Annotated in this window: 21 protein-coding genes; 10 read left to right on the forward strand and 11 right to left on the reverse strand. The window is 50.5% G+C overall.

All coding sequences use genetic code 11. From position 1 onward, the window contains the following. Nucleotides 1-59: 59 nt before the first annotated feature. Both yajL and panE read right to left on the reverse strand, forming a co-directional pair. The gene (yajL, locus tag DXU84_RS00425; protein WP_013576655.1) at nt 60-668 is read right to left on the reverse strand and encodes a protein deglycase YajL; all 609 of its coding nucleotides are present in this window, start codon (nt 666-668) and stop codon (nt 60-62) included. Further along, a complete protein-coding gene (gene panE, locus DXU84_RS00430; protein WP_121019769.1) occupies nt 631-1542 on the reverse strand; it encodes a 2-dehydropantoate 2-reductase in 912 nt (303 codons plus the stop codon). The genes yajL and panE overlap by 38 nt, the downstream gene beginning before the upstream one ends. Nucleotides 1543-1782: 240 nt before the next feature. On the opposite strand from panE, the gene DXU84_RS00435 reads away from it, so the two are divergent. After that, on the forward strand, nt 1783-2274 hold the full coding sequence (locus DXU84_RS00435) for a YajQ family cyclic di-GMP-binding protein (RefSeq protein ID WP_013576652.1): 492 nt from the start codon (nt 1783-1785) through the stop codon (nt 2272-2274). 57 nt (nt 2275-2331) lie between these two features. On the opposite strand, the gene DXU84_RS00440 is transcribed toward DXU84_RS00435, so the two are convergent. The 9 genes from DXU84_RS00440 to DXU84_RS00480 form a co-directional block, all read right to left on the reverse strand. After that, nucleotides 2332-3630, reverse strand: coding sequence for a Gfo/Idh/MocA family protein (locus DXU84_RS00440; RefSeq protein WP_013576651.1), 1299 nt, complete (start codon nt 3628-3630; stop codon nt 2332-2334). Between the two features lie 169 nt (nt 3631-3799). Then, a complete protein-coding gene (locus DXU84_RS00445) occupies nt 3800-5164 on the reverse strand; it encodes an MFS transporter (RefSeq protein ID WP_370461701.1) in 1365 nt (454 codons plus the stop codon). A 172-nt stretch (nt 5165-5336) separates the two neighbouring features. After that, nucleotides 5337-6221 (reverse strand): heme o synthase, encoded by an 885-nt coding sequence (gene cyoE, locus DXU84_RS00450; protein WP_013576649.1) that lies wholly within the window; start codon nt 6219-6221, stop codon nt 5337-5339. Between the two features lie 18 nt (nt 6222-6239). Continuing rightward, entirely contained in the window at nt 6240-6572 is a 333-nt protein-coding gene (locus tag DXU84_RS00455; protein WP_013576648.1) for a cytochrome o ubiquinol oxidase subunit IV, read from the reverse strand. Continuing rightward, on the reverse strand, nt 6572-7186 hold the full coding sequence (locus DXU84_RS00460; RefSeq protein WP_013576647.1) for a cytochrome o ubiquinol oxidase subunit III: 615 nt from the start codon (nt 7184-7186) through the stop codon (nt 6572-6574). The genes DXU84_RS00455 and DXU84_RS00460 overlap by 1 nt, the downstream gene beginning before the upstream one ends. Continuing rightward, complete coding sequence (gene cyoB / locus DXU84_RS00465) at nt 7176-9167, reverse strand: cytochrome o ubiquinol oxidase subunit I (protein WP_013576646.1); 1992 nt, start codon at nt 9165-9167, stop codon at nt 7176-7178. Before cyoB ends, DXU84_RS00460 begins: the two co-directional genes overlap by 11 nt. A gap of 3 nt (nt 9168-9170) precedes the next feature. Continuing rightward, complete coding sequence (gene cyoA / locus DXU84_RS00470) at nt 9171-10130, reverse strand: cytochrome o ubiquinol oxidase subunit II (RefSeq protein WP_013576645.1); 960 nt, start codon at nt 10128-10130, stop codon at nt 9171-9173. 433 nt (nt 10131-10563) lie between these two features. Then, the gene (gene ampG / locus DXU84_RS00475) at nt 10564-12042 is read right to left on the reverse strand and encodes a muropeptide MFS transporter AmpG (protein ID WP_153374572.1); all 1479 of its coding nucleotides are present in this window, start codon (nt 12040-12042) and stop codon (nt 10564-10566) included. A gap of 148 nt (nt 12043-12190) precedes the next feature. Beyond that, the gene (locus tag DXU84_RS00480; RefSeq protein WP_013576643.1) at nt 12191-12769 is read right to left on the reverse strand and encodes a lipoprotein; all 579 of its coding nucleotides are present in this window, start codon (nt 12767-12769) and stop codon (nt 12191-12193) included. 328 nt (nt 12770-13097) lie between these two features. Here DXU84_RS00480 and bolA point away from each other — a divergent pair, with 328 nt between their 5' ends. From bolA to DXU84_RS00525, 9 genes are all read left to right on the forward strand, one after another. Beyond that, a complete protein-coding gene (gene bolA / locus DXU84_RS00485; RefSeq protein WP_013576642.1) occupies nt 13098-13412 on the forward strand; it encodes a transcriptional regulator BolA in 315 nt (104 codons plus the stop codon). Between the two features lie 432 nt (nt 13413-13844). Next, nucleotides 13845-15149 (forward strand): trigger factor, encoded by a 1305-nt coding sequence (tig, locus tag DXU84_RS00490; RefSeq protein WP_013576641.1) that lies wholly within the window; start codon nt 13845-13847, stop codon nt 15147-15149. Nucleotides 15150-15562: 413 nt separating this feature from the next. Next, nucleotides 15563-16186, forward strand: coding sequence for an ATP-dependent Clp endopeptidase proteolytic subunit ClpP (clpP, locus tag DXU84_RS00495; protein WP_013576640.1), 624 nt, complete (start codon nt 15563-15565; stop codon nt 16184-16186). Nucleotides 16187-16391: 205 nt separating this feature from the next. Next, nucleotides 16392-17666, forward strand: coding sequence for an ATP-dependent protease ATP-binding subunit ClpX (gene clpX, locus DXU84_RS00500; RefSeq protein ID WP_013576639.1), 1275 nt, complete (start codon nt 16392-16394; stop codon nt 17664-17666). A 191-nt stretch (nt 17667-17857) separates the two neighbouring features. Next, on the forward strand, nt 17858-20212 hold the full coding sequence (lon, locus tag DXU84_RS00505; protein ID WP_013576638.1) for an endopeptidase La: 2355 nt from the start codon (nt 17858-17860) through the stop codon (nt 20210-20212). 216 nt (nt 20213-20428) lie between these two features. Further along, nucleotides 20429-20704 (forward strand): nucleoid-associated protein HU-beta, encoded by a 276-nt coding sequence (hupB, locus tag DXU84_RS00510; protein WP_013576637.1) that lies wholly within the window; start codon nt 20429-20431, stop codon nt 20702-20704. A 164-nt stretch (nt 20705-20868) separates the two neighbouring features. Beyond that, nucleotides 20869-22749 carry a peptidylprolyl isomerase gene (gene ppiD / locus DXU84_RS00515; RefSeq protein ID WP_153374577.1) on the forward strand — a complete coding sequence of 627 codons (1881 nt, stop codon included), beginning with the start codon at nt 20869-20871 and terminating at the stop codon, nt 22747-22749. A 139-nt stretch (nt 22750-22888) separates the two neighbouring features. Further along, the gene (locus DXU84_RS00520) at nt 22889-23272 is read left to right on the forward strand and encodes a helix-hairpin-helix domain-containing protein (protein WP_112151716.1); all 384 of its coding nucleotides are present in this window, start codon (nt 22889-22891) and stop codon (nt 23270-23272) included. A 118-nt stretch (nt 23273-23390) separates the two neighbouring features. Continuing rightward, nucleotides 23391-23792 carry a YbgC/FadM family acyl-CoA thioesterase gene (locus DXU84_RS00525; protein ID WP_013576634.1) on the forward strand — a complete coding sequence of 134 codons (402 nt, stop codon included), beginning with the start codon at nt 23391-23393 and terminating at the stop codon, nt 23790-23792. Nucleotides 23793-23874 lie beyond the last annotated feature (82 nt).

Consider the following 23874-nt stretch of genomic DNA (forward strand, 5'->3'; position numbering starts at 1 on the left):
TCCGGATGTAAAAAAGGGGTTCAGCATCGCTGAGCCCCTTTTTACTGGCGGTAATCGGATCACGACTCCCGGGCACCTTCATCAGTATAGTTATAAATCCCCGGAGCCAGAACCAGTTGCGCGGCAATTTCCGCTGCTTTGGCTTTGCCCAGCAACAGATCGATAATTTTCAGGGCAAATTCCATTGACGTGCCCGGCCCCTGACTGGTCAGAAGATTAACGCGCGGATCGAAAATCACCCGACGATCGGACCATTTATTCGGGTCAATCTTATCCTTTAAGCCCGGAAAACCGGTCATATTCCCGACCGGGAATAAATCGTGATACTCCAGCACCAGCGCCGGTGCGGCGCAGATAGCCGCAACAATTTTACCGCTGACATGCATCTGGCGCACTTTCTCTACCAGCAGCGGGCTTTCGCTGAAACAGGTTGCGCCACCGAGGCCACCGGGCAGAACGATCACGTCATGCTCATCATCTGCAACATCTACCAGTGCGACATCGGCCAGAATACGCACGCCGCGCGAGCAGCGGATTTCCAGGTTGCCATCGCCTGCGACACTGGCTGTGGTGACGTTAATGCCCGCCCGCACCAGCAAGTCAATTGCGGTAACGGCTTCTATTTCTTCGCTACCAGGTGCCAGGCAGACCAGAACCGATGCGCTCATAATCGTTTTCCTTTCTCTTAATCTGTTCAAATAAGCGGTTATTAACCGGCAGGGTCAGGCCGAACTTACGCCCGCGGCGCAGGACATAGCCGGTGATATAATCAATTTCGGTATGACGTTGATTGCGGATATCCTGCAGCATCGACGAATGGTTAGCGGAGGTGGATTCAATCACCTGATAGACGAAGCTGAGCAAAGATTCTCTGTGAATTTCGACGCCTTCAATCGCCATCACCTGCGCGACCTCCTGACTGATTTGCTCAATCTGATCGGCGTACGCCAGCAGGTCGCCGTTGGTGCAATCATACAAAGCTGTCAGCGGATTAATCACGCAGTTCACCGCCAGCTTATTCCACAGCGACGGCTTGATGTTGTCATGCCAGGCCACGTCCGGTAAGGCATTATGCAGCGTATCCGCCAGTGAACTCAGCGCCGCACCGCGCGGAGTCACCGGACCGATGTGCGTCGCTCCGGCAGCCACATGGACAATTGCGTTGCCTTCATGACGCGCCGCATGGGTCGTTGCGCCCTGCAAAATCGCCAGACGGTTAGGGGGTAATTCATCAACAGTGCCCATGCCATTATGCAGCAGTAATATCGCGCAATTATCATTAAGCATCGGCATCAGCGTGCTTATTGCGCCGGAAACCTGCCACGCTTTCAACGTGACCAGCAGTAATTCGCTTTGTGCCAGATGTTCCGGGTCGTTAGTAGGCATATTGCGATTAAAAGCAATGCCTTCCGGCGAAATAACGTTAACGGCACAAAATGGCTGCGCAATGCGGATCCAGCCCTGAACGTCGTGGCCTTGCTGATAGAGGGCCGAAAGCCAAAGTTGTCCCAGCGCACCGCAACCCAATACTGTTATTTTCATTGTGCCTCCCGGGAATTGTGGCGAAACAGGGCCATGAAATAGTTTGTTGAAAGAATATTCTGCTGTCCGGTTATCTTATTAGTATAGACATTTGTGCTGTAGATCACATTTTCACCTGCACTTTTTGACCCTCTGAGCATTTTATGTCCGGTACTTTGCTGTCGTTTGGCATCGGGGGTTGAAGGCGGTATTATGCACGCCATATAACGTGCAACACAAAAACTACAGGGAGAAGCGATTATGCCGTCTTTTGACATTGTTTCCGAAATCGACATGCAGGAAGTGCGCAATGCCGTGGAAAATGCCAGCCGTGAACTGCAAACCCGCTGGGATTTCCGCAACATTCCTGCCAGCTTCGATCTCAATGAAAAAAACGAGAGTATCAAAGTGGCCAGCGAATCAGATTTTCAGGTAAATCAGCTGGTCGATATTCTGCGTGAGAAGTTAGCCAAACGTGGCATTGAAGGCGGGGCGCTGGAAATTCCTGAGCAGATGGAGCACAGCGGTAAAACCTACAGCGTTGATGCCAAACTGCATTCCGGCATTGAATCCGCGCTGGCGAAGAAAATCGTCAAGCTGATCAAAGACAGCAAAATTAAAGTGCAGGCACAGGTTCAGGGCGACGAAGTCCGTGTTACCGGCAAAGCGCGTGATGATTTGCAGGCCGTAATGGCATTGATCCGCAACGGTGATCTGGGGCAGCCGTTCCAGTTTAAGAATTTCCGCGACTGATAGCCTTCGTACTACGGTTATTTTAAAGGGACGCATTGCGTCCCTTTTTTATGGCGATTACTTCCGCTGGCGCAGCCTTTTCACCAGTTCGAAGTCTTTAAAGTAAATCGGTTTGTCGTACTGCATCGAGAGATTTCCGGCAATTCCTGTCAGGATCGACATCGCGCCGGCGCGGTGATCGGCGGCGCGTTTTAACGGGTCGTCTTTGCGCTCGCCGAACAGGTCTTCCAGCATGGCATTATCACCGCCGCCATGACCGCCTTCTCCCATCTGGAACTCCGCCTTCCAGGGTTCGGCAAATAACGGATAAACAGTAATTTCTGCTTTCTCAATGCTGCCTTCGTTCTCGCGTTTTCCGCCTGCGTTGACGTACGACATCTCGACGATTTTCATTTCAATGCGGCCTTTGGTGCCGTTGAACACCACGTTCAAACCCTCCCACGGCAGATACGCATTGAGCGAATAGGTTAGCTGTACTTTGTTTTGATATTTCACCAGCACCGACAACGTATCTTCAATGCTGATGCCGTCACTGAAGACACTCTGGTCACGGAAATAGTTATCTTCATGTTCCGCATCCAGATACAGCGCTTTGAGCTGGGCGTTATCGCCCATATGCAGTGCAAACGGATCATTCTGTGCCTGCGGATAGCCATGTGTACGCGGATAAAACTCTGTCACGCCACGCTTTTCTGCATTCTCTTTACCGTAAAAACGCAGGTCGCCCTGCGCATAAACTTTCTCCGGCGTGCTGTTGAGCCAGAAGTTCATCAGGTCAAAATGGTGGGTCGATTTGTGCACCAGCAGGCCGCCGGAATTGCGTTTTTCACGGTGCCAGCGACGAAAATAATCAGCCCCGTGTTCGGTATTCAGCAGCCATTCAAAGTGCACCGAAAGTACTTCACCGATGGTTTCCTGCATCAGCAGTTCACGCATTTTGCTGTGATGCGGCGCGTAGCGGTAATTGAACGCCACACGCACCTGATAGCCAGTTGCATCGACGGCATCCAGAATGCGCAGCGCGCGTTGTTCATCAATGGTCATCGGCTTTTCAGTAATGACGTCACAACCGGCATGCAGGGCGCGGACGATATAATCGTCATGTGTGCGATCCATGCTGGTGACAATCACGATATCCGGTTTGGTTTCGTCGAGCATCGTATTGAAATCAGCAGATTTCCAGGTAGATACCCGTGCGATGCCGCTCTGCTCAAGCTGGCGGTTCGCATAATCCATTCGCGTCTGATTTGTATCACAGAAGGCCACAAATTTTGCGTTGTGGCGGTATTTACCGGTGATCGCTTCAATGTATAAACCTGAGCGTCCGCCGGTGCCAACGAGAGCATATGTTTTCATGAGATCCTCAAAAGGCCCGAGAGCCGTCATCACTGACAAAATTTTGTTAAGGAATTCTTGAGGATAACGATTGAGGGAATTTTTTAAGTGAAGGGTGTCACGCAGTGGGGATAAAAATGAAACGCTGTGCCAGTTTCCAGACACAGCTGATTACTTATGTCAGAAGGCGTCAGGCAGCGCTGACCAGTTGTTCGAGCGCTTTACGGTTGGTCTGTTTGGTGTCGACTTTTACGTAGGCGCTGAATTCTTCCGGAACGACAACGGCTTCGGCCACGCCCGGTTGTGCGAGGATCCGTGCCTGCAGGGCGGAATCTTTCACCGCCAGTTCAGACAGCGTAATACGCAGGCTGCTGACATACGGGGGGTCGGTCATGGTAGAACTGACCAGCAACCAGACGACGGCAATGGCCGCACAAACCAGGAATACGGCACCGGCCCCGACGTGTCCGTAAACATAACCGCCTAAGCTGCCGCCAATCGCCACGCCGATGAACTGGCTGGTGGAATAAAGCCCCATCGCCGTGCCTTTGTAGCCCGCGGGTGATTCTTTACTGATAAGCGAAGGCAGAATCGCTTCCATCACGTTGAAAGCCAGGAAGAACAGTTGGATACCGGCGATGACCGCCCATAAATGTAGCCCCGCGGCCCACAGTACGATTTCAGCCAGCAGCAACACAACCACGCAACCCATGAACACCTGTTTCATGTGGCGCTTTTTCTCAGCGTAGACAATCACCGGAATGACAGCGACGAAAGACGTCAGCATGGTGATCAGATACACCCGCCAGTGTTCACTCGGCGGGAAGCCCGCATGTTCCATCACTTGCGGTAACACCACGAAGCTCGACATCAGTAACACGTGAAGACACAGAATGCCGAAGTTCAGTTTCAGCAGTTTGGCGTTGCCCATCACTTTGCCGAAGCTGCCTTTTACCATGCTCGATTCGCGATTAAGAATGTGCGTAGCAGGGGAGGGCACCACGGCCACGGTAATGATGATGCCGAGAACGGTCAGTACTGCGATCGCCCAGAACAGGGCGTGTAAACCCCAGGCGTGGGTGATGATCGGGCCGAGCACCATCGCAATCGCAAAGGTAATACCGAAACTGATGCCGATAAACGCCATCGCTTTGGTGCGGTTTTGCTCACGGGTCAGGTCAGACAGCAGGGCCATCACGGCGGCAGCAATCGCGCCAGAGCCTTGCAGGGCACGACCAATGATCACGCCCCAGATAGATTCGGTGGAAGCAGCCACAATGCTGCCGATGCAGAAGATGACCAGACCAAAGACGATCAGTGGCTTGCGGCCAACGCGGTCAGAAAGCAGTCCGAATGGGATCTGGAAAACAGCCTGTGCCAGGCCGTAAATGCCGATGGCGATGCCGATCAGTGTTTCGCTGGCGCCGGATAATTTCATGCCGTAGGTGGTCAGCACCGGCAGAACCATGAACATGCCGAGCATGCGCAAAGAAAATACTGTCCCTAGTCCCCATGTAGCCCGACTTTCCTGCGGGGTCATCTGGTTATCGTTCACATTACTACCTCAAAATAACAATCCGACATTTTAATGATTAAGCCGGCCTGGGTAAAACGATGGATCTTTAGCAGATATTACGGTGTTTGCCTGTCAGACTGAGAAAAAGAAAAGGCCAGTATTGCTACTGGCCTTTAGCTGTGATTTCAGCGGGTTACACTGAAGGTGCGTGTTACCAAACGTAGGTCAGCAAGGATGTCGGTGCAGAATTAAAATCCACGGACATCATGAAGCTCAGCGACATGATGGTGATGATGGAGAAACCAAACAGTTTTCTCGCCCACACCACGTCATTTTCCGTTTTATACCCCTTCAGTGCCATGCCCAGCCACCAGATACTGACAGCGGCGGCGACAATCAGGTATTTATAACCTGCATAACCGCTCAGGGTCAGCATCAGCGTCGCAATCATAAACGCCAGAATGTAGACGATAATATGATGCTTGGCGACGGAGATGCCTTTCACTACTGGCAGAACCGGGATACCTGCTGCCTGATAATCTTTGAAGCGGAAGATGGCAATCGCGTACGAATGCGGCATCTGCCACAGGCTGAAAATCAGAAGCAGGATCAGGGCACCGGTATCAAACTGGCCAGAAACGGCACAGTAACCGATAACCGGTGGCGCTGCGCCAGACAAGCTGCCGATCAACGTGCCGTATACCGAGTTGCGTTTCATGTACAGGCTGTAAACGCCGACATAAACCACAAAGCCCATCACTGCCAGCCACATGGCCAGCGGATTTGCTCCGATATACAACAACGCAAAGCCCGCAATACCCAGAATGGTCGCGTAAACCAGGCTTGTTTTCGGCGGAATAAGCCCTTTCACCAGGACCCGGTTCTTCGTTCTTTCCATGATCCGGTCGATGTCGCGGTCGATAAAGTTGTTAAAGACACAACCCGATGCGACAACCAGCGAAACACCCACCAGTGTGGCGAGAAAGAGTGGGAAGTCGATGCTGCCTTTGGCAGCAAGGAGAAATCCCCCGATGACAGAAATTAAGTTGCCGAAAATAATTCCTGGTTTCGTTACTTGCAGGTATTGCTTAATCATCACGTGCAGCTCGGCTCTTTAACTGACCATCATATTGAGGTTGAGGTTATACATAATCCACAATGAGCCCACAACGACGATAAAGATAATCACAGCGGTGAACAGAAGTGCCACCAGGTTCCAGCGCTCTTCCGACGACGTATTCATGTGCAGGAAGAACACCAGATGGACAACGATCTGGATGATCGCGGAAGCAACCACAGTACCCAGAATCAGTGAATGTGACGCCGTGTCGGTCATGACCATGGCAAACGGGATCACCGTCAGGATAACCGACAAGATGAAGCCAATAGCGTATGACTTCAGGCTGCCGTGGCTTGCGCCACCATGGGAAGTAGCAGAATGACTCATTACATTGCTCCCATCAGATAAACAACGGTAAACACGCAGATCCACACCACGTCCAGGAAGTGCCAGAACAGGCTCAGACACATCAGACGGGTTTTGTTGACTTCAGTCAGACCGCGACGTGAAACCTGAACCATCATGGTCAGGATCCAAATCAGACCACAGGTCACGTGCAGACCGTGGGTGGCGACCAGCGCAAAGAAGCCAGACAGGAAACCACTGCGCTGCGGACCATAGCCTTCAGCAATCAGGTGATGGAATTCATAGAGTTCCATCCCGATGAAGCCTAAACCGAACAGGAAAGTCAGGAACAACCAGCCGTTAACCGCTGCTTTGTTACCTTTGTTCATGCCCAGCATCGCAAAGCCGTAAGTGATACTACTGAACAACAGGCAGAAGGTTTCTACCAGTACGAACGGCAGTTCAAAAATGTCTTTACCAGAGGGACCGCCAGCGGTCCCGTTTACCAGTACTGCATAAGTTGCGAACAGGCTCGCAAACAATATGCAGTCACTCATCAGGTAGATCCAGAAGCCGAAGACTTTGGTTGCACCTGCATCGTGGTGCCCATGCTCAGCATGGGCCTCATCGTGGTGAGTCAGAGTATCAGTTGCCATGTTTCACACCTGCTTTACGGATTTGTTCATAATGTTGGTTTTCAATACGTTCCACTTCTTCAACTGGCACGTAGTAATCAACATCTTCGTCGAAGCTTTTCGCAATCCAGGTCGCAGCCAGTGCAATGAAGCTCACCGCGGCCAGCCACCAGATATCCCAGATTAACGCGAAACCACAAACCAGACTCAGCATAGCGATGATGAAACCGGCGCCGCTGTTACGTGGCATATGAATCGGTTCATATTTAGCAGGCTGCTTGTAAGCGGTGCCTTTCTCTTTCATGTCCCAGAACTCATCACGGTCGTGAATTTGCGGCACGATAGCGAAGTTGTAGAACGGAGGAGGAGAAGAGGTTGACCACTCCAGAGTACGTGCGCCCCATGGGTCACCGGTCAGATCACGGTTCTGGTCGCGGTCGCGAACGGAAACAAAGATCATGATCAGCTGGCAGAGGATACCGCAGGCAATCAGTGCAGCACCGCATGCCGCAACAACCAGCAGCGGGTGGAACTCAGGATCGATGTTCTGGCTGACACGACGGGTCATGCCCATGAAGCCGAGGACGTACAGTGGCATGAACGCAACGAAGAAGCCGATGATCCAGAACCAGAATGAACGCACACCCCATTTTTCGTTCAGCGTGAAGCCGAAGGATTTAGGGAACCAGTAAGTCAGACCTGCGAAGCAACCGAAGACCACACCACCGATAATAACGTTATGGAAGTGGGCAATCAGGAACAGGCTGTTGTGCAGCACGAAGTCAGCACCCGGAACCGCCAGCAGAACACCGGTCATACCACCCACAGAGAAGGTGATGATGAAGCCAACAGTCCACAGCATCGCTGCGTTGAGCGTGATACGGCCCTGATACATGGTGAACAGCCAGTTGAAGATTTTTACCCCGGTCGGGATAGAAATGATCATCGTCATGATGCCGAAGAAGGCATTGACGTTGGCGCCAGAACCCATGGTGAAGAAGTGGTGCAACCAAACGATGAACGACAACACCGTGATGGCGATGGTTGCCCATACCAGCGAGGTGTAACCGAACAGACGTTTTTTGGAGAAGGTTGCGGTAACTTCTGAGAACACACCGAATACTGGCAGAACCAAAATGTACACTTCCGGATGGCCCCAGGCCCAAATCAGGTTGATGTACATCATCATGTTGCCGCCCATATCATTCGTGAAGAAATGGGTGCCCAGATAACGGTCTAAAGTCAGCAGTGCAACAGTCACGGTCAGAATCGGGAAGGACACGATAATCAACACGTTGGTGCACAGTGCGGCCCAGGTAAATACCGGCATTTTCATCAGCGGCATACCGGGTGCGCGCATCTTCAGGATGGTCGCAAAGAAGTTAACACCGGTCAGCAAGGTCCCGACACCGGATATCTGGAGACTCCAGATCCAGTAATCTACCCCGACCCCCGGACTGTATTCCTTACCTGACAGTGGCGGATAAGCTAACCAGCCGGTCTGTGCGAACTCACCCACACCCAAAGAGATGTTGATCAGCACAACAGCCGCGGCGGTAAACCAGAAGCTCACGTTGTTCAGGAACGGGAACGCAACGTCGCGCGCACCGATTTGCAAAGGAACAACCACGTTCATCAGACCGATTACGAAAGGCATCGCCATGAAGAAGATCATGATCACGCCGTGCGCGGTAAAGATTTGGTCGTAGTGATGAGGAGGAAGGAAGCCCGGCTCGCCCGCAGAGGCAAGCACCTGCTGGCTACGCATCATGATGGCATCGGCAAAGCCACGCAGAAGCATGACGAAGGCCAGAATGATATACATGATACCTAATTTTTTGTGGTCGACGGAGGTCAGCCACTCGGTCCACAGATATTTCCACTTACCGAAATAGGTGATGCCGGCAACTACTGCCAGGCCACCGATAATAATCGCGGCAACTGTGACCATGATAATCGGTTCATGATACGGAACCGAATCAAGCGTTAATTTTCCGAACATCGTTTATTCCTCGGCTCCGGCTGCGTGAGACTGTCCACCCATATCCATGCCTTTCATGTCAGCGCCTGCCGGCATTGGCATGGTGTGACCTTCTGGCGCTGCCTTCATGTCATGCATGGAGTATTTGCCAATGATTTCTTTAAACAAACCAGGTTTTGCAACAGAGAAGTATTCGACCGGGTTGTCGATGCTCTGTGCAGCCAGTTTGTTGAAGTCATCAGTGGTAGCCAGCTGGTTCGGTGCACTTTTCACTTTTGCTACCCAGGTGTCGAAATCGGCACGGGTTGGAGTCGCAATTGTGTTGAACTTCATACCTGAGAAGCCGCGGCCGCTGAAGCTTGCTGAAATGCCTTTATACGTACCCGCTTCATTTGCAATCAAATGCAGCTGAGTTTGCATACCGGCCATCGCATAAATCTGCCCGCCTAACTGAGGAATGAAGAACGAGTTCATCACAGAGTCTGAAGTGACTTTGAACTGAACAGGCACATCTTTAGGAATAACCAGTTCGTTAACGGTCGCGATGCCTTGTTCTGGATAAATGAACAACCATTTCCAGTCCAGAGAAACGACTTCAACCGTCATCGGTTTTTGGTCAGTCACGATTGGCTTGAACGGATCAAGCGAGTGGGTGGTTTTCCAGGTAATCGTTGCCAGGATGGCAATGATAATAATTGGAACTGTCCAGACGACGGCTTCAATTTTGTTGGAGTGGGACCAATCAGGACTGTATTTTGCTTTTGTATTGGAAGCGCGATACTTCCAGGCAAAGGCAAACGCCATGATAATAACTGGTATAACAACGATCAGCATTAAACCGATAGCGGTTAAAATCAGCGTTCTCTGCTCAAGTCCAATTGCTCCCTTGGGATCCATCAATGCCGTATTGCAACCGCTCAACATTACCGCGGAGGCAAATAAGGACAACATCCCAATACTTTTATTGTATTTCTTAAGTCTCATCTAACGACCTCAATAACTAGGGCTCTATTGTCGCTTCAGGTGTGCGGGCATTTTACGGGAAGGTTGCAGGACTGTAAACACGCTTAAACAAGTGTCAAAGCGCTGTTGACACTTTATGTTAACGCAGTCACACATGTCACGGATCGTGACAATTTACAGTGGGCAACAATATGTTGCGTATGGATTTTTTTCTATAGTGATGAAAAACAAGGGGTGACAGATTTTGACATTATAATTGTCGTGCGATATCTCATCGATACGTTTAATTAATGTTAAATTAATGTATAAAGCAGGTGAAATAAAATGCATGAAAAGCCCGAAAGAAAAACTATCCCGGAAAATATTATTTTTTCTGAATTTAATTTATTGCGTCCTATTTATAGATCATTTGTTAAATGAAACGCGCCATTCATTTCGAATGAATGGCGGTAAATCAGGAACGTGCAGTACGGCGCAGAGATAAAAAATCGAGCAGACTGCCTAAAATAACGCCAGTCAGGCAAATAACTGCTCCCGTTTCTAACAAGGTTGTCGCCAGCCTTTGCCAGGATGCCCAGCCCATACTGTCGACAATCAGCGTGATCAGCCAGAGTATCAATAACAAGCTTCCCGTCAGCATGCAACGTAATGCCCAGCGATACGGGGCGGCAAAGTGAATGCGCGGCAGGAAACTGTCTGTATTTTGGGTGTATTCGAGGGTCTGCCGGCAAACTGCCAGCAGCAGTAAACCGGGCAGCGCTGCTACAATCGAGAAAAGATAAAACCACGGCCAGCCATAAGCTTCAACGAACCATCCGGCAATCGGCCCGACATACACGCGGCCCACGGCAGACAATGCTGAAAGCAGCGCAAACTGGGTGGCAGAGAATGAGCGATTACACAGCGTCATCAGGAGTGCCACGAACGCTGCCGTCCCCATACCGCCACACAGGTTTTCAAAGAAAATCGCCGCGCCCATAGTGGTTAAATCTTTATCGGTGATGGCGAGGATCCAGTAACCGGCATTAGAAACAGCCTGCAAAATCCCGAATAACATCAGGGCGCGGAACAAGCTCAGACGCTGCATTAACATTCCGCCAAACAATGCACCGATGATGGTTGCCATTAGCCCGAGCGTTTTATTTACCAGCCCGACCTCCCCCGCATCAAAACCGACGCCACGGATCAAAAATGTTGTACTCAGGCTTCCTGCAAACGCATCGCCCATCTTGTACATCACGATGAGCAGCAAAATCAGCCAGGCATTGTTGCGGCCAAAAAAGTCTTTCAGCGGTGCGACGACGGCCATCTCCATGGTACGCGGAGCTGGTTGGGTGTTTTCAGGCTCCGGCGACAACAGGGTGGCGAGAACGCCGATGAGCATCATACCTGCCATCAGCCAGTACATATGCTGCCAGCCGAGATACCGATCAGCCAGCCATAATGCCAGTCCGCCGGAGACCAGCATTGCCAGGCGGTAACCCAGAACTGACACGGCGGCACCATTTCCGCGTTCTTCCGGTGGCAGTAAATCGGTTTTATACGCGTCAAAAACGATGTCCTGCGACGCCGAGGCGAATGCAATCAGTACGGCCAGCGCGGCGAGCCAGAATAAATCTTTTGAAGGGTCCATAAAACCCATCGCGAAAATCGCCAGGACCAGCAACAACTGCGTCAGGATCAGCCATCCGCGTCTGCGCCCGAGAAAAGAAGGCGTGTAACGGTCCATCATCGGTGACCATAAGAACTTGAACACGTAGGCCTGACCTACCAGCGAAAAAATACCGATGGTTTTCAGGTCAACATTTTCGACCGTCATCCACGCCTGCAACGTGCCGGACGTCAGCGCCAGGGGTAAACCGGAAGCGAAGCCCAGAAGCAGTAAAATGACCGTATTGCGTTGCGTGAAAATTTTAAAGTACTGACTGATCATGAAAATTGTGTTCCTGCGAACCGTTGAGAGAGTGGCGCATACGCATAATAAAGGAAGGGATGCATTTCAGGAAAGATAATCACTGGCCTTAAAAAGCATTCTGCCCGGACGAGCCGGGCAGAATTCATCACGCAAACTTCAGCTGAACTTAACGGGCATTCGCTTTGATGAAGTCACTGATGCTGGTGTCTGACGCCATGTCACTGATGACATCGCCCAGTGTGGTGTTAACTGCGTTGGTAATTTTTGCGTTAGTCGCAGACAGTGCGCCCTGAACGTTATATGTCGAGCGGTAGTTTTTCACCTGCTTGCTGCCGTTCTTCGCCGTCGCGATGATGGAGATGTCGGCTTTAGTGGTGATGTTATAACGCAGATTACCTTCCTGAACATCTGCATACAGGTTGTTCACCACAATTTGCAAATCAACCGCGCCGTCAGCCCCCACCATGTAACCTCTGGCGGTCATTTGTTTCTCCAGTGATTCCTGCAACAGGAAACGCAGATCGCGTGACGGTGTCAGGGAAATCAACTGCCCATCGCGGTTCACTTTTGCCAGTGCCTGATCCTGACGCTGGTCAGCACCGTTGATGCTGATAGTGATGCCCTGAAGCGTTGGATCTTGTGAAGGCAGAACAATTTTCGGTGAAACGTCCAGGGTGTTAGTGCTGGTGGCGCAACCGGCCAGCATGAACAGTGCCAGAACAGGGAAAATAATTTTCTTTAGCATGTGTATTTTCTCAATATTAAGAAGGGAATAGTGCTCAAAAATTTGCCGACATCATAACATTGCCATTTGCCGGGGGAAGTCCCAACAATCCGGAAAAGCGTGTTTTTCGCGTTTTTTTTCAGCAAAGTCGCAGTAAAACCGCGGGCTGCTGACGCCATCCGTAGCGAAGCGGCAGTTTCTTTGACAGACTGAGCGCCATTTTTATCAATCTGCAGCAGAAATTTATTGTTCTGGCGTGCGTAGAATCTGGAAAGCCGCCTATCATTATAAAGAGATAGGTGTACCAGACAGGCGCAGTTCTCTGCTGATGCGGTGTAAGGAGATTGCTATGATTCGTGAGCAAATAGAAGCAAAATTAGTTGAAGCATTTGAACCTGCGTTTCTGGAAGTGACTGACGAAAGCTATCGTCATAATGTCCCGGCAGGCTCCGAGAGCCATTTTAAAGTGGTCATGGTGTCGGATAAGTTTATCGGGGAGCGTTTCCTGGCGCGTCATCGTGCCATCTATGGGAGATTAACGGAGGAGCTGGCAGGCAGCGTGCATGCGCTGGCTTTGCACACGTATACCCTGAAAGAATGGGAAGGCTTACAGGATACGGTGCCAGCTTCACCGCCGTGTCGCGGCGCGGGCACCATGGCCTGACAGTCGCGATCTGATTCACAAAAGGCATAAATATCGGCATTTGACGCGGTAACACTGGAACTTTCCTTGCCAGATGCGGTATTAGTAGATGCGAATTTCAAGAAACGGCCTGCGGGCCGTTTTTGTTTTTCTTCTGACGGACTGACGGCACGAGGTTTATGCCTCTGAATGACCGCATTTTTCGAAGGATCGAGTCCCGTGTGAGTTTCCCTCCCGCGCAACAGAGACCGTCCTCGACTCAATGCGTATGCGCCGCTATAATGTCGCGTCTAATTTTTCCGGAATGGTTTCGGACGCTCTCGAATACAGGGCTACGTTCTGATACAGAACTGTCCCGGTTCTTAGAAGTCGTTTTCAAGGTAAGTTTGCGCTCATCTTGAGAACGACTTCTGGAGTTGACCGAGCACTGTGATTTTTTTTTGAGGTAACAAGATGCAAGTTTCTGTTGAAACCACTCAAGGCCTTGGGCGCCGCGTAACGATTACTGTTCCTGCTGAAAGCATTGAAAAAGCAGTGAGCAGTGAACTGATCAACGTCTCTAAAAAAGTACGTATTGACGGCTTCCGTAAAGGCAAAGTACCAAGCCACATCATTGAACAGCGTTACGGCGCGTCAGTACGTCAGGACGTACTGGGTGATCTGATGCAACGCAATTTCGTTGATGCGATCATCAAAGAAAAAATCAATCCAGCTGGCGCACCTAACTACATCCCGGGTGAGTACAAGCAGGGTGAAGACTTTAACTTCTCCGTAGAATTTGAAGTGTACCCGGAAGTTGAGCTGAAAGATCTGGAAAACATCGAGGTTGAAAAACCGGTTGTTGAAGTTAACGACGCTGATGTTGATACCATGCTGGAAACTCTGCGTAAGCAACAAGCGGACTGGAAGGAAACTGATGCTGCGGCCACTGCTGAAGACCGCGTGACTGTAGATTTCTCCGGTTCCATCGACGGTGAAGAATTCGAAGGCGGCAAAGCTTCTGATTTCGTACTGGCTATGGGCCAGGGCCGCATGATCCCAGGCTTCGAAGACGGTCTGGTGGGTCACAAAGCCGGTGAAGAATTCACCATCGACGTGAACTTCCCGGAAGATTACCATGCTGAAAACCTGAAAGGTAAAGCGGCTAAGTTCGCGATTACTTTGAAGAAAGTAGAAGAGCGTGAGTTGCCAGAACTGACCCCTGAATTCATCAAACGTTTCGGCGTGGCTGATGGTTCTGTTGAAGGTCTGCGTGCTGAAGTGCGTAAAAACATGGAACGCGAGCTGAAAGGTGCTGTTCGTAACCGCATCAAAACTCAGGCAATCGACGGTCTGGTCAGCGCTAACGAAATCGACGTGCCATCTGCACTGATCGACGGCGAAGTGGATGTTCTGCGTCGTCAGGCTGCACAACGTTTTGGCGGCAACGAAAAACAAGCGCTGGAACTGCCACGCGAATTGTTTGAAGAGCAAGCTAAACGTCGCGTCGTTGTTGGTTTGTTGCTGGGCGAGGTCATCAGCCAGCACGAACTGAAAGCTGATGAAGATCGCGTTAAAGCACTGATCGAAGAAATGGCTTCTGCGTACGAAGATCCACAGGAAGTTGTTGAGTTCTACAGCAAAAACAAAGAGCTGATGAACAACATGCGTAACGTCGCACTGGAAGAACAAGCGGTCGAAACTCTGTTGTCTAAAGCGAAAGTGACTGAAAAAGCCACTACCTTTACTGAACTGATGAACCAGACTCAACCTGCATAATTGTAATGCACGTTGCTGAACCTGTTTACAGGTTTGCTTCCAAAGCCCGCGGTTTTTACTGCGGGCTTTTTATTTCCTGAAAATCAGGTATTTTTGTTTTGGCTGTTGTTTTTGCACTATATTTATCAATATAAAGCACAGCCCACGTAGAAACTGTTGACTGACACCCTCAGGATGGCTTTTTACTGGCTCAGGGGGCACGCCAAAAAAGAAATATCACTGCAGGCTTGAAAAAGGGGGCAATTCCCCCAATTGATAAGAGCTAACCCAGGTAAATTTGTAGTTAAAATCTGACTGATAAACACCGTCAGGCGTGTAAATGGCGACTTGGCCGCTTGAGCATAGTCATGTGTGCCTATCTCAAGTAGAATCGATTTTAAATAGCGCCAAACAGAATCTATTAGGAGACGGTTATGTCATACAGTGGTGAAAGAGAGCAATTTGCACCAAACATGGCGTTGGTACCCATGGTGGTTGAGCAAACTTCACGGGGCGAGCGTTCATACGATATTTTCTCCCGTCTGCTTAAGGAACGTATCATCTTCCTGACCGGTCAGGTTGAAGACCATATGGCTAACCTGATTGTTGCCCAGATGCTGTTCCTGGAAGCAGAAAGTCCGGAAAAAGACATTTATTTGTATATCAACTCACCGGGCGGCGTGATCACTGCCGGTATGTCGATTTATGACACCATGCAGTTCATCAAACCGGATGTCAGCACGATTTGTATGGGACAAGCCTGTTCAATGGGCGCATTCCTGTTAACAGCAGGTGCCGAAGGCAAACGCTTCTGCCTGCCAAATTCCCGTGTGATGATCCACCAGCCACTGGGCGGTTTCCAGGGCCAGGCGACGGATATTGAGATCCACGCTAAAGAAATTCTGAAAGTGAAATCTCGTATGAATGAGCTGATGGCGAAACATACGGGCAAATCTCTTGAAGAAATAGAGCGTGACACTGAGCGTGACCGTTTCCTGTCCGCTGATGAGGCTGTACAGTACGGGTTAGTAGACTCCGTATTTACCCATCGCGCCTGACGGCTTATTTCTGCCGGGCTGATGGTCTATAGTTATACTCATACGGACGTCTCAAAGGCAGGGCTTGAGTTACTGAAGTCCTGCAAGCAATGAGTCATAACAGGAATGAACAGACATCAGCCAATCATGCGGCTGTTGTGTAATATAGTCGTGTCGTGGTGTTATTGTTACGCTGCGGGACTGATACCAGAGAAGAGGTTTACTGATGACAGATAAGCGCAAAGACGGTTCAGGAAAGCTGCTGTACTGCTCTTTTTGCGGCAAAAGCCAGCATGAAGTTCGTAAGCTGATTGCCGGGCCGTCAGTGTATATCTGCGATGAATGTGTCGATTTATGTAATGACATTATTCGCGAAGAGATCAAAGAAGTCGCGCCACACCGTGAACGCAGTGCATTACCGACGCCGCATGAAATCCGTCAGCACCTTGACGATTATGTTATCGGCCAGGAACCTGCAAAAAAAGTGCTGGCAGTGGCGGTCTACAACCACTATAAGCGCCTGCGTAATGGCGATACCAGCAACGGTATCGAATTAGGCAAGAGTAACATCCTGCTGATCGGGCCGACCGGTAGCGGCAAAACGCTGCTGGCTGAAACCCTGGCGCGTTTCCTGGATGTGCCATTTACCATGGCCGATGCTACCACGCTGACCGAAGCCGGTTATGTGGGTGAGGACGTCGAAAATATCATTCAGAAACTGCTGCAGAAATGTGACTACGACGTACAGAAAGCGCAACGCGGCATTGTTTACATTGATGAAATTGACAAGATTTCCCGCAAGTCTGACAACCCATCGATCACGCGTGATGTGTCCGGTGAAGGTGTACAGCAGGCACTGCTGAAACTTATTGAAGGCACCGTGGCTGCTGTTCCACCGCAAGGCGGACGTAAGCATCCGCAGCAGGAATTCTTGCAGGTTGATACTTCGAAAATCCTGTTTATCTGTGGCGGTGCTTTTGCCGGCCTGGATAAAGTGATTGGACAGCGTATCAATACGAATACCGGTATCGGTTTCGGCGCTGAAGTGAAAGGCAAAGAGCAGAAAGCGACTGAAGGTCAGTTACTGGCTCAGGCTGAACCCGAAGATTTGATTAAATTTGGTCTGATCCCAGAGTTCATAGGTCGTCTGCCAGTGGTGGCGACTCTGAGTGAGCTCAATGAAGAAGCCCTGATTCAAATCCTGAAAGAGCCGAAAAATGCCCTGACTAAGCAATATCAGGCATTGTTTAATCTCGAAGGCGTTGAACTGGAATTCCGGGATGAAGCGCTGACGGCCATTGCCAAAAAAGCCATGATCCGTAAAACCGGTGCGCGTGGCCTGCGTTCCATTGTGGAAGCGGCATTGCTGGATACCATGTATGATCTGCCGTCTCTCGAAGATGTCGAGAAAGTGGTTATTGATGAATCCGTGATTGCGGGTCAGTCAGAGCCTCTGATGATTTATGGCAAGCCGGAAGCACAACAAGCATCTGGCGAATAATTAGCCAATCTATCCAGAGAGTTAGCCACGAAATGGGGGATTTTGTCCCCCATTTTTTTTTCGCACATTCTTATCGTTGAATGTCGGACATTCATCCCCATATACTCAGTTAACGACTTGCTGAAACCCGTCTGACTCGTGTTTCACGAGATTTCCTTAACCTGGCGGAAGCTAAACTAAGAGAGAGCTCTATGAACCCTGAGCGTTCTGAACGCATAGAAATCCCCGTATTGCCTCTGCGCGATGTGGTGGTTTATCCGCACATGGTGATCCCGTTGTTTGTTGGCAGGGAAAAATCGATTCGATGCCTCGAAGCTGCGATGGATCACGACAAAAAAATCATGCTGGTGGCGCAGAAAGAAGCCTCAACAGATGAGCCGGGCGTTAATGATCTCTTCTCCGTGGGTACGGTTGCCTCAATATTACAAATGCTGAAGCTCCCGGATGGCACGGTAAAAGTGCTGGTGGAAGGGTTACAACGCGCGCGTATTACGACACTTTCTGACAGTGGCGAGCATTTTGCTGCCCAGGCGGAGTACCTGGAATCTCCGGCCGTGGATGAACGCGAGCAGGAAGTTCTGGTGCGTACTGCAATTAATCAGTTTGAAGGCTACATCAAGCTGAACAAAAAGATCCCGCCGGAAGTGCTGACTTCGCTGAACAGCATTGAAGATGCTGCACGTCTGGCTGACACCATCGCGGCACATATGCCACTGAAACTCGCTGACAAACAATCTGTACTGGAAATGTTTGATATCACCGAGCGTCTGGAATATTTGATGGCGATGATGGAATCGGAAATTGACCTGTTGCAGGTTGAGAAACGCATTCGCAATCGTGTCAAAAAACAGATGGAGAAAAGTCAGCGCGAGTACTATCTGAATGAGCAAATGAAAGCGATTCAGAAAGAACTAGGCGAAATGGATGACACGCCTGACGAGCACGAGGCGCTGAAACGCAAAATCGAAGCGGCCAAAATGCCGAAAGATGCGCGTGAAAAAACCGAAGCTGAGCTGCAAAAACTGAAAATGATGTCGCCGATGTCCGCCGAAGCTACGGTTGTCCGTGGATATATCGACTGGATGCTTCAGGTGCCATGGAATGCCCGCAGCAAAGTGAAAAAAGACCTGATCAAAGCACAGGAAGTTCTGGATACTGACCATTATGGTCTGGAGCGTGTCAAAGACCGCATTCTGGAATACCTCGCCGTGCAGAGTCGCGTCAGCAAAATCAAAGGCCCAATCCTGTGTCTGGTCGGGCCTCCGGGTGTGGGTAAAACCTCACTGGGTCAGTCAATCGCACGCGCGACTGGCCGTCAGTATGTTCGTATGGCGTTGGGTGGCGTACGTGATGAAGCGGAAATCCGTGGTCACCGTCGTACCTATATCGGTTCCATGCCGGGCAAACTGATCCAGAAAATGGCGAAAGTGGGGGTTAAAAACCCGCTGTTCCTGCTTGATGAAATCGACAAGATGTCATCGGATATGCGTGGCGATCCGGCTTCTGCCTTGCTGGAAGTATTGGATCCGGAACAGAACGTGGCGTTCAACGATCACTATCTGGAAGTCGATTACGACCTGTCAGATGTGATGTTTGTGGCGACCTCGAACTCGATGAACATCCCGGCTCCGCTGCTGGACCGTATGGAAGTGATCCGTCTTTCCGGTTATACCGAAGACGAAAAACTGAACATCGCCAAACAGCACCTGTTGCCGAAACAGCTTGAACGTAATGCGCTTAAGAAGAACGAACTGACTGTGGATGACAGCGCAATAACTGGCATCATCCGTTTCTATACCCGTGAAGCGGGTGTACGTAGTCTGGAACGTGAGTTGTCGAAACTGTGCCGTAAAGCGGTTAAGCAATTGCTGATGGATAAAGACATCAAGCACATTGAAATTAACGGCGACAACCTGAAAGATTTCCTCGGCGTGCAGAAGGTCGATTATGGCCGTGCTGATACCGAAAACCGGGTGGGCCAGGTTACTGGTCTGGCGTGGACCGAAGTGGGCGGTGAATTGCTGACCATCGAAACGGCCTGCGTACCGGGCAAAGGTAAGCTGACTTACACCGGTTCTCTCGGTGAAGTCATGCAGGAATCCATTCAGGCTGCACTGACGGTTGTCCGTTCACGCGCAGACAAACTGGGTATCAACCCTGACTTCTACGAAAAACGTGATATTCACGTTCACGTACCCGAAGGGGCAACGCCGAAAGATGGCCCGAGTGCCGGTATTGCCATGTGTACCGCGCTGGTGTCTTGTCTGACGGGTAACCCGGTTCGTGCGGATGTTGCGATGACCGGTGAGATCACACTGCGTGGTCTGGTTCTGCCAATCGGTGGTCTGAAAGAAAAGCTGCTGGCGGCCCATCGTGGTGGCATCAAAGTGGTTCTGATCCCGGACGACAACAAACGTGATCTGGAAGAAATTCCGGCGAACGTGCTGGCAGATCTTGAGATCCATCCGGTAAAACGCATTGATGATGTTCTCAACATCGCACTGCAAAATCCGGCTTACGGTGCATTGCCGGTGGCAGCAAAATAGTGACCTCAGCTTACACAGTTGAATAAAACTCAGGCTGGCAGGTGAAATCTCACTTGCCAGCTTTTTTTTGTGCCGTTAACTTAGTGAACGGTCAAAGGGTTTCAGGCTGCTTTCAGTCGCTTGCATCACTCTGACAAGATTGATATAACAGCAGCGCGGTCACGTCTGCAGGGAAAATGCGCCGTGATGAACGAATTTTAAGAGGGGATGATAAGAGTGAATAAGTCACAATTGATCGACAAAATTGCTGCCGGTGCTGATATTTCTAAAGCCGCAGCGGGACGTGTTTTAGATGCTGTTCTTGCATCTGTCACTGACACCCTGAAAGCTGGGGATGAAGTAGCTCTGGTTGGTTTTGGTACTTTCTCCGTTCGCGAGCGTTCAGCACGTACTGGTCGTAACCCACAGACCGGTAAAGAAATCAGCATTGCAGCCGCTAAAGTGCCGGGCTTCCGTGCAGGTAAAGCGCTGAAAGATGCCGTTAACGGTTAATTACCCGCAGACTGACGTCGAAACTGTGTGAGGCGCATCACTGATGCTTTTCATTCAGGTCTGGTTGTTAAACAATAACCTGACGTCATCGGGCTGGTAAGGTAAGATACAAGGCGCATCGAAAACGGTGCGCTTTTTTTATTACAGCGGAGTGTTGCCACACTATGATGGACAATTTACGCGCGGCCGCCAATCACGTCGTGCTCAAAATCATTCTGGCCCTGATTATTCTGTCCTTTATTTTGACAGGGGTAGGCAACTACCTGATCGGCGGTTCAGGCGACTATGCAGCGAAAGTGAATGGTCAGGAAATAGGACGTGCTCAGCTGGAACAGGCAGTTCAAAACCAGCGTAGCCGCTTGCAACAGCAGCTTGGAGATCAATTCTCTGCGCTTGCGGGCAGCGACGGTTATATGCAGCAATTACGCCAGGAATCCCTGAGCAACCTGATTGACGTCACGTTGCTGGATCAGTATTCCAAAAAATTAGGCATTACCGTCAGCGATCAGCAGATCAAAGACGCGATTTTTGCGACTCCGCAATTCCAGACTGATGGCCGTTTCGACAATGCTAAATATCTGCAAAGCATCCAGGGTATGGGATACACCGCGGATAACTTTGCGCAGTTGATGAAACAACAGTTAATCAGTCAGCAACTTGAGCAAGCCTACGGTCAGTCCGATTTCGTTTTGCCAGTGGAAAGCAAATCTCTAGGTGGGTTGATTCTGCAAAGTCGTGATGTGCAGACTGCCACATTGGATACCGATGCGCTGGCAGCTAAACAGCAGGTCACTGACGCTGAATTGCAGGCATTCTACGACCAGAATAAAAACAGTTTCCTCTCGCCTGAACAGGTGAAAGTCAGCTACATCGAAATGGATGCAGCGGCCATGCAGGGGAAAACTAACGTGACGGATGCGGATATCAGCGCCTATTACGACCAGCATAAAAGCGAATTTGGTCAGCCTGAACGCCGTCGCTACAGTGTCATTGTTCTGAAATCTCAGGCCGATGCTGACGCAGTGGCTGCCGAGCTGAAAAAAGGCACCGATTTCGCGGAACTGGCTAAGACCAAATCGACCGATGCGCTGAGTGCCAGACAAGGTGGTGACCTCGGCTGGATGGAGCCTGAAACGACGTTACCAGAATTTAAAAATGCCAATCTGACCACCAAAGGTCAGGTGTCTGGTGTGATTAAATCGGACAGCGGTTTCTTCATTTTGCGCCTTGATGACGTGACGCCTGAGCAGGTCAAACCGTTAGCTGACGTTCGCAACACGATTGCCGACAAGCTCAAACAAGAGAAATCATTGGATGCCTACTACGCGCTGCAACAGAAAGTCAGCGAAGCGGCAACCAATGACAACGAATCTCTGGCTTCTGCTGAAGATGTTGCCGGTACGAAAGCGGTTCACACAGATTGGTTCACTCAGAATCAAATCCCGGCAGGTATCAATTTCAAACCTGTCGTACAGGCGATTTTCGACGGCGGCCTGATTGGTCAGGACGGTTCTTCTGGCAGTAACTCAGACATTATTACCGTTGATGGTGACCGCGCCTTTGTAGTTCGCGTGGATGCGCACAAAGCTGAAGGGGTTAAACCTTTCGCTGACGTGAAAGATCAGGTGACGACGCTGGTGAAACGGCAGAAAGCACAGGATCAGGCGCGTATGGAAGGTGAGAAACTGCTGACCGCGTTGAAAGAAGGCAAAGGCGATGACGCCATCAAAGCTGCCGGCCTGACATTTGGTGCCGTCCAGAAAGTACAGCGTAGCCAGCAGCCTTCTGCATTCGAAGAAAACGTTTACGCACTGCCTCATCCTCAGAAAGACCAACCGGTTTATGGGCTGACTCAGGACGATAAAGGCAACAGTGTACTGGTCAAACTGAATGCGGTGACGCCGGGTACCATTCCTGCCGCTGATACAGCACGTTTCAATCAGGAAATGCAACAGACGTCCTCGAATGTGGCCTTTGATTCGCTGCTGACCAACCTGCGTCAGGAAGCGAAAATCAAATACGGTTCTGCTGCACAAAACCAGTAAACGCCGCAAAGTTTTGCAACGCGTTGCAACAAACAAAAGGCCGCTTCCGCGGCCTTTTCCACATTTGAATGTTGCCCATTGTCCGCTTTCTCTGCCTGATGCATTCTCTCCGTGCTGTCAAACACATGGAGGATACAGCATGAAAAAATTAGGCATCACCTCACTTTCGTTAGCTCTCGCTCTGGGACTTTCCACACTACCGGTCATGTTGCAGGCCGCGCCCAATGCGGCCAGCAGCGTGGCGACCACGACGACTGCGCCAGCGACGGCAGCCAGCAAAGTCACTGGCCCGCAAGTGAAAAAGGAACAAGTGGCAGTGACCGATGAAAGTACCGTAAGCATCAACACGGCGACTGCGGAAGAATTTGCCAATGTGATGAACGGGGTAGGGATGAAAAAAGCGCAAGCCATCGTCAGTTACCGCGAAGATCTTGGGCAATTTACGGATATCGAACAATTGCGTGAAGTTCCGGGAATTGGTGCTGCATTGTTTGAACGTAACAAGGACCGTCTGAAATTGTGACGGATGTCGCGGCGGTGATCCCTTAACGGTTGCCGCCGTTTTCTTCTGCTAATCTCTAGAGACATCTGACCAGTTTGGTTGTAAGCCTCAGACGACTATCAGGAGTTTCTTAACGATTATGCATACGTTCATTAAAGTTCGCGGTTTCCACATTGACGTTTATCAGCACGTAAACAACGCGCGTTATCTGGAATTTCTTGAAACAGCGCGCTGGGAATGGCTCGACAATCAGTCAGGTTTCCAGTGGATGAGCCAGAACAAGATTGCCTTCATCGTGGTGAATATCAACATCAATTACCGCAAGCCTGCGGTATTGGGGGATGTATTGCGCATTGACAGCAGTTTGCAACAGCTGAACGGGCGCAGTGGTGTTCTCGAGCAGGTTGTCACGTGTGAAGGTGATGTGGTTGCGGATGCGACGCTGACGTTCGTGTGTATCGATTTGCGTACGCAAAAAGCGCTGCCGCTGGAAGGGGAATTGCTCGAGCGGTTACGTGAACTGGAACTGGAAAACGATTAATCGTTTCCCCTTACGCAAGATCACTTTCCCGTCAAAAGAATACGCCAACGGGCGGTTGAAAGCCGCCCGTTACCGGCAAAAC

The organism is Rahnella sp. RcJ3 (assembly GCF_009498575.1).
GTDB lineage: Bacteria > Pseudomonadota > Gammaproteobacteria > Enterobacterales > Enterobacteriaceae > Rahnella > Rahnella aceris.

Coding starts and splice junctions, on each gene's coding strand:
- cyoE (WP_013576649.1), bottom strand. CDS start 6,221: ATGATTAAGCAATACCTGCAAGTAACGAAACCAGGAATTATTTTCGGC.
- DXU84_RS00455 (WP_013576648.1), bottom strand. CDS start 6,572: ATGAGTCATTCTGCTACTTCCCATGGTGGCGCAAGCCACGGCAGCCTG.
- clpX (WP_013576639.1), top strand. CDS start 16,392: ATGACAGATAAGCGCAAAGACGGTTCAGGAAAGCTGCTGTACTGCTCT.
- DXU84_RS00435 (WP_013576652.1), top strand. CDS start 1,783: ATGCCGTCTTTTGACATTGTTTCCGAAATCGACATGCAGGAAGTGCGC.
- DXU84_RS00460 (WP_013576647.1), bottom strand. CDS start 7,186: ATGGCAACTGATACTCTGACTCACCACGATGAGGCCCATGCTGAGCAT.
- bolA (WP_013576642.1), top strand. CDS start 13,098: ATGATTCGTGAGCAAATAGAAGCAAAATTAGTTGAAGCATTTGAACCT.
- cyoB (WP_013576646.1), bottom strand. CDS start 9,167: ATGTTCGGAAAATTAACGCTTGATTCGGTTCCGTATCATGAACCGATT.
- yajL (WP_013576655.1), bottom strand. CDS start 668: ATGAGCGCATCGGTTCTGGTCTGCCTGGCACCTGGTAGCGAAGAAATA.
- DXU84_RS00525 (WP_013576634.1), top strand. CDS start 23,391: ATGCATACGTTCATTAAAGTTCGCGGTTTCCACATTGACGTTTATCAG.
- DXU84_RS00520 (WP_112151716.1), top strand. CDS start 22,889: ATGAAAAAATTAGGCATCACCTCACTTTCGTTAGCTCTCGCTCTGGGA.
- tig (WP_013576641.1), top strand. CDS start 13,845: ATGCAAGTTTCTGTTGAAACCACTCAAGGCCTTGGGCGCCGCGTAACG.
- ppiD (WP_153374577.1), top strand. CDS start 20,869: ATGATGGACAATTTACGCGCGGCCGCCAATCACGTCGTGCTCAAAATC.
- lon (WP_013576638.1), top strand. CDS start 17,858: ATGAACCCTGAGCGTTCTGAACGCATAGAAATCCCCGTATTGCCTCTG.
- panE (WP_121019769.1), bottom strand. CDS start 1,542: ATGAAAATAACAGTATTGGGTTGCGGTGCGCTGGGACAACTTTGGCTT.
- DXU84_RS00440 (WP_013576651.1), bottom strand. CDS start 3,630: ATGAAAACATATGCTCTCGTTGGCACCGGCGGACGCTCAGGTTTATAC.
- cyoA (WP_013576645.1), bottom strand. CDS start 10,130: ATGAGACTTAAGAAATACAATAAAAGTATTGGGATGTTGTCCTTATTT.
- ampG (WP_153374572.1), bottom strand. CDS start 12,042: ATGATCAGTCAGTACTTTAAAATTTTCACGCAACGCAATACGGTCATT.
- DXU84_RS00480 (WP_013576643.1), bottom strand. CDS start 12,769: ATGCTAAAGAAAATTATTTTCCCTGTTCTGGCACTGTTCATGCTGGCC.
- clpP (WP_013576640.1), top strand. CDS start 15,563: ATGTCATACAGTGGTGAAAGAGAGCAATTTGCACCAAACATGGCGTTG.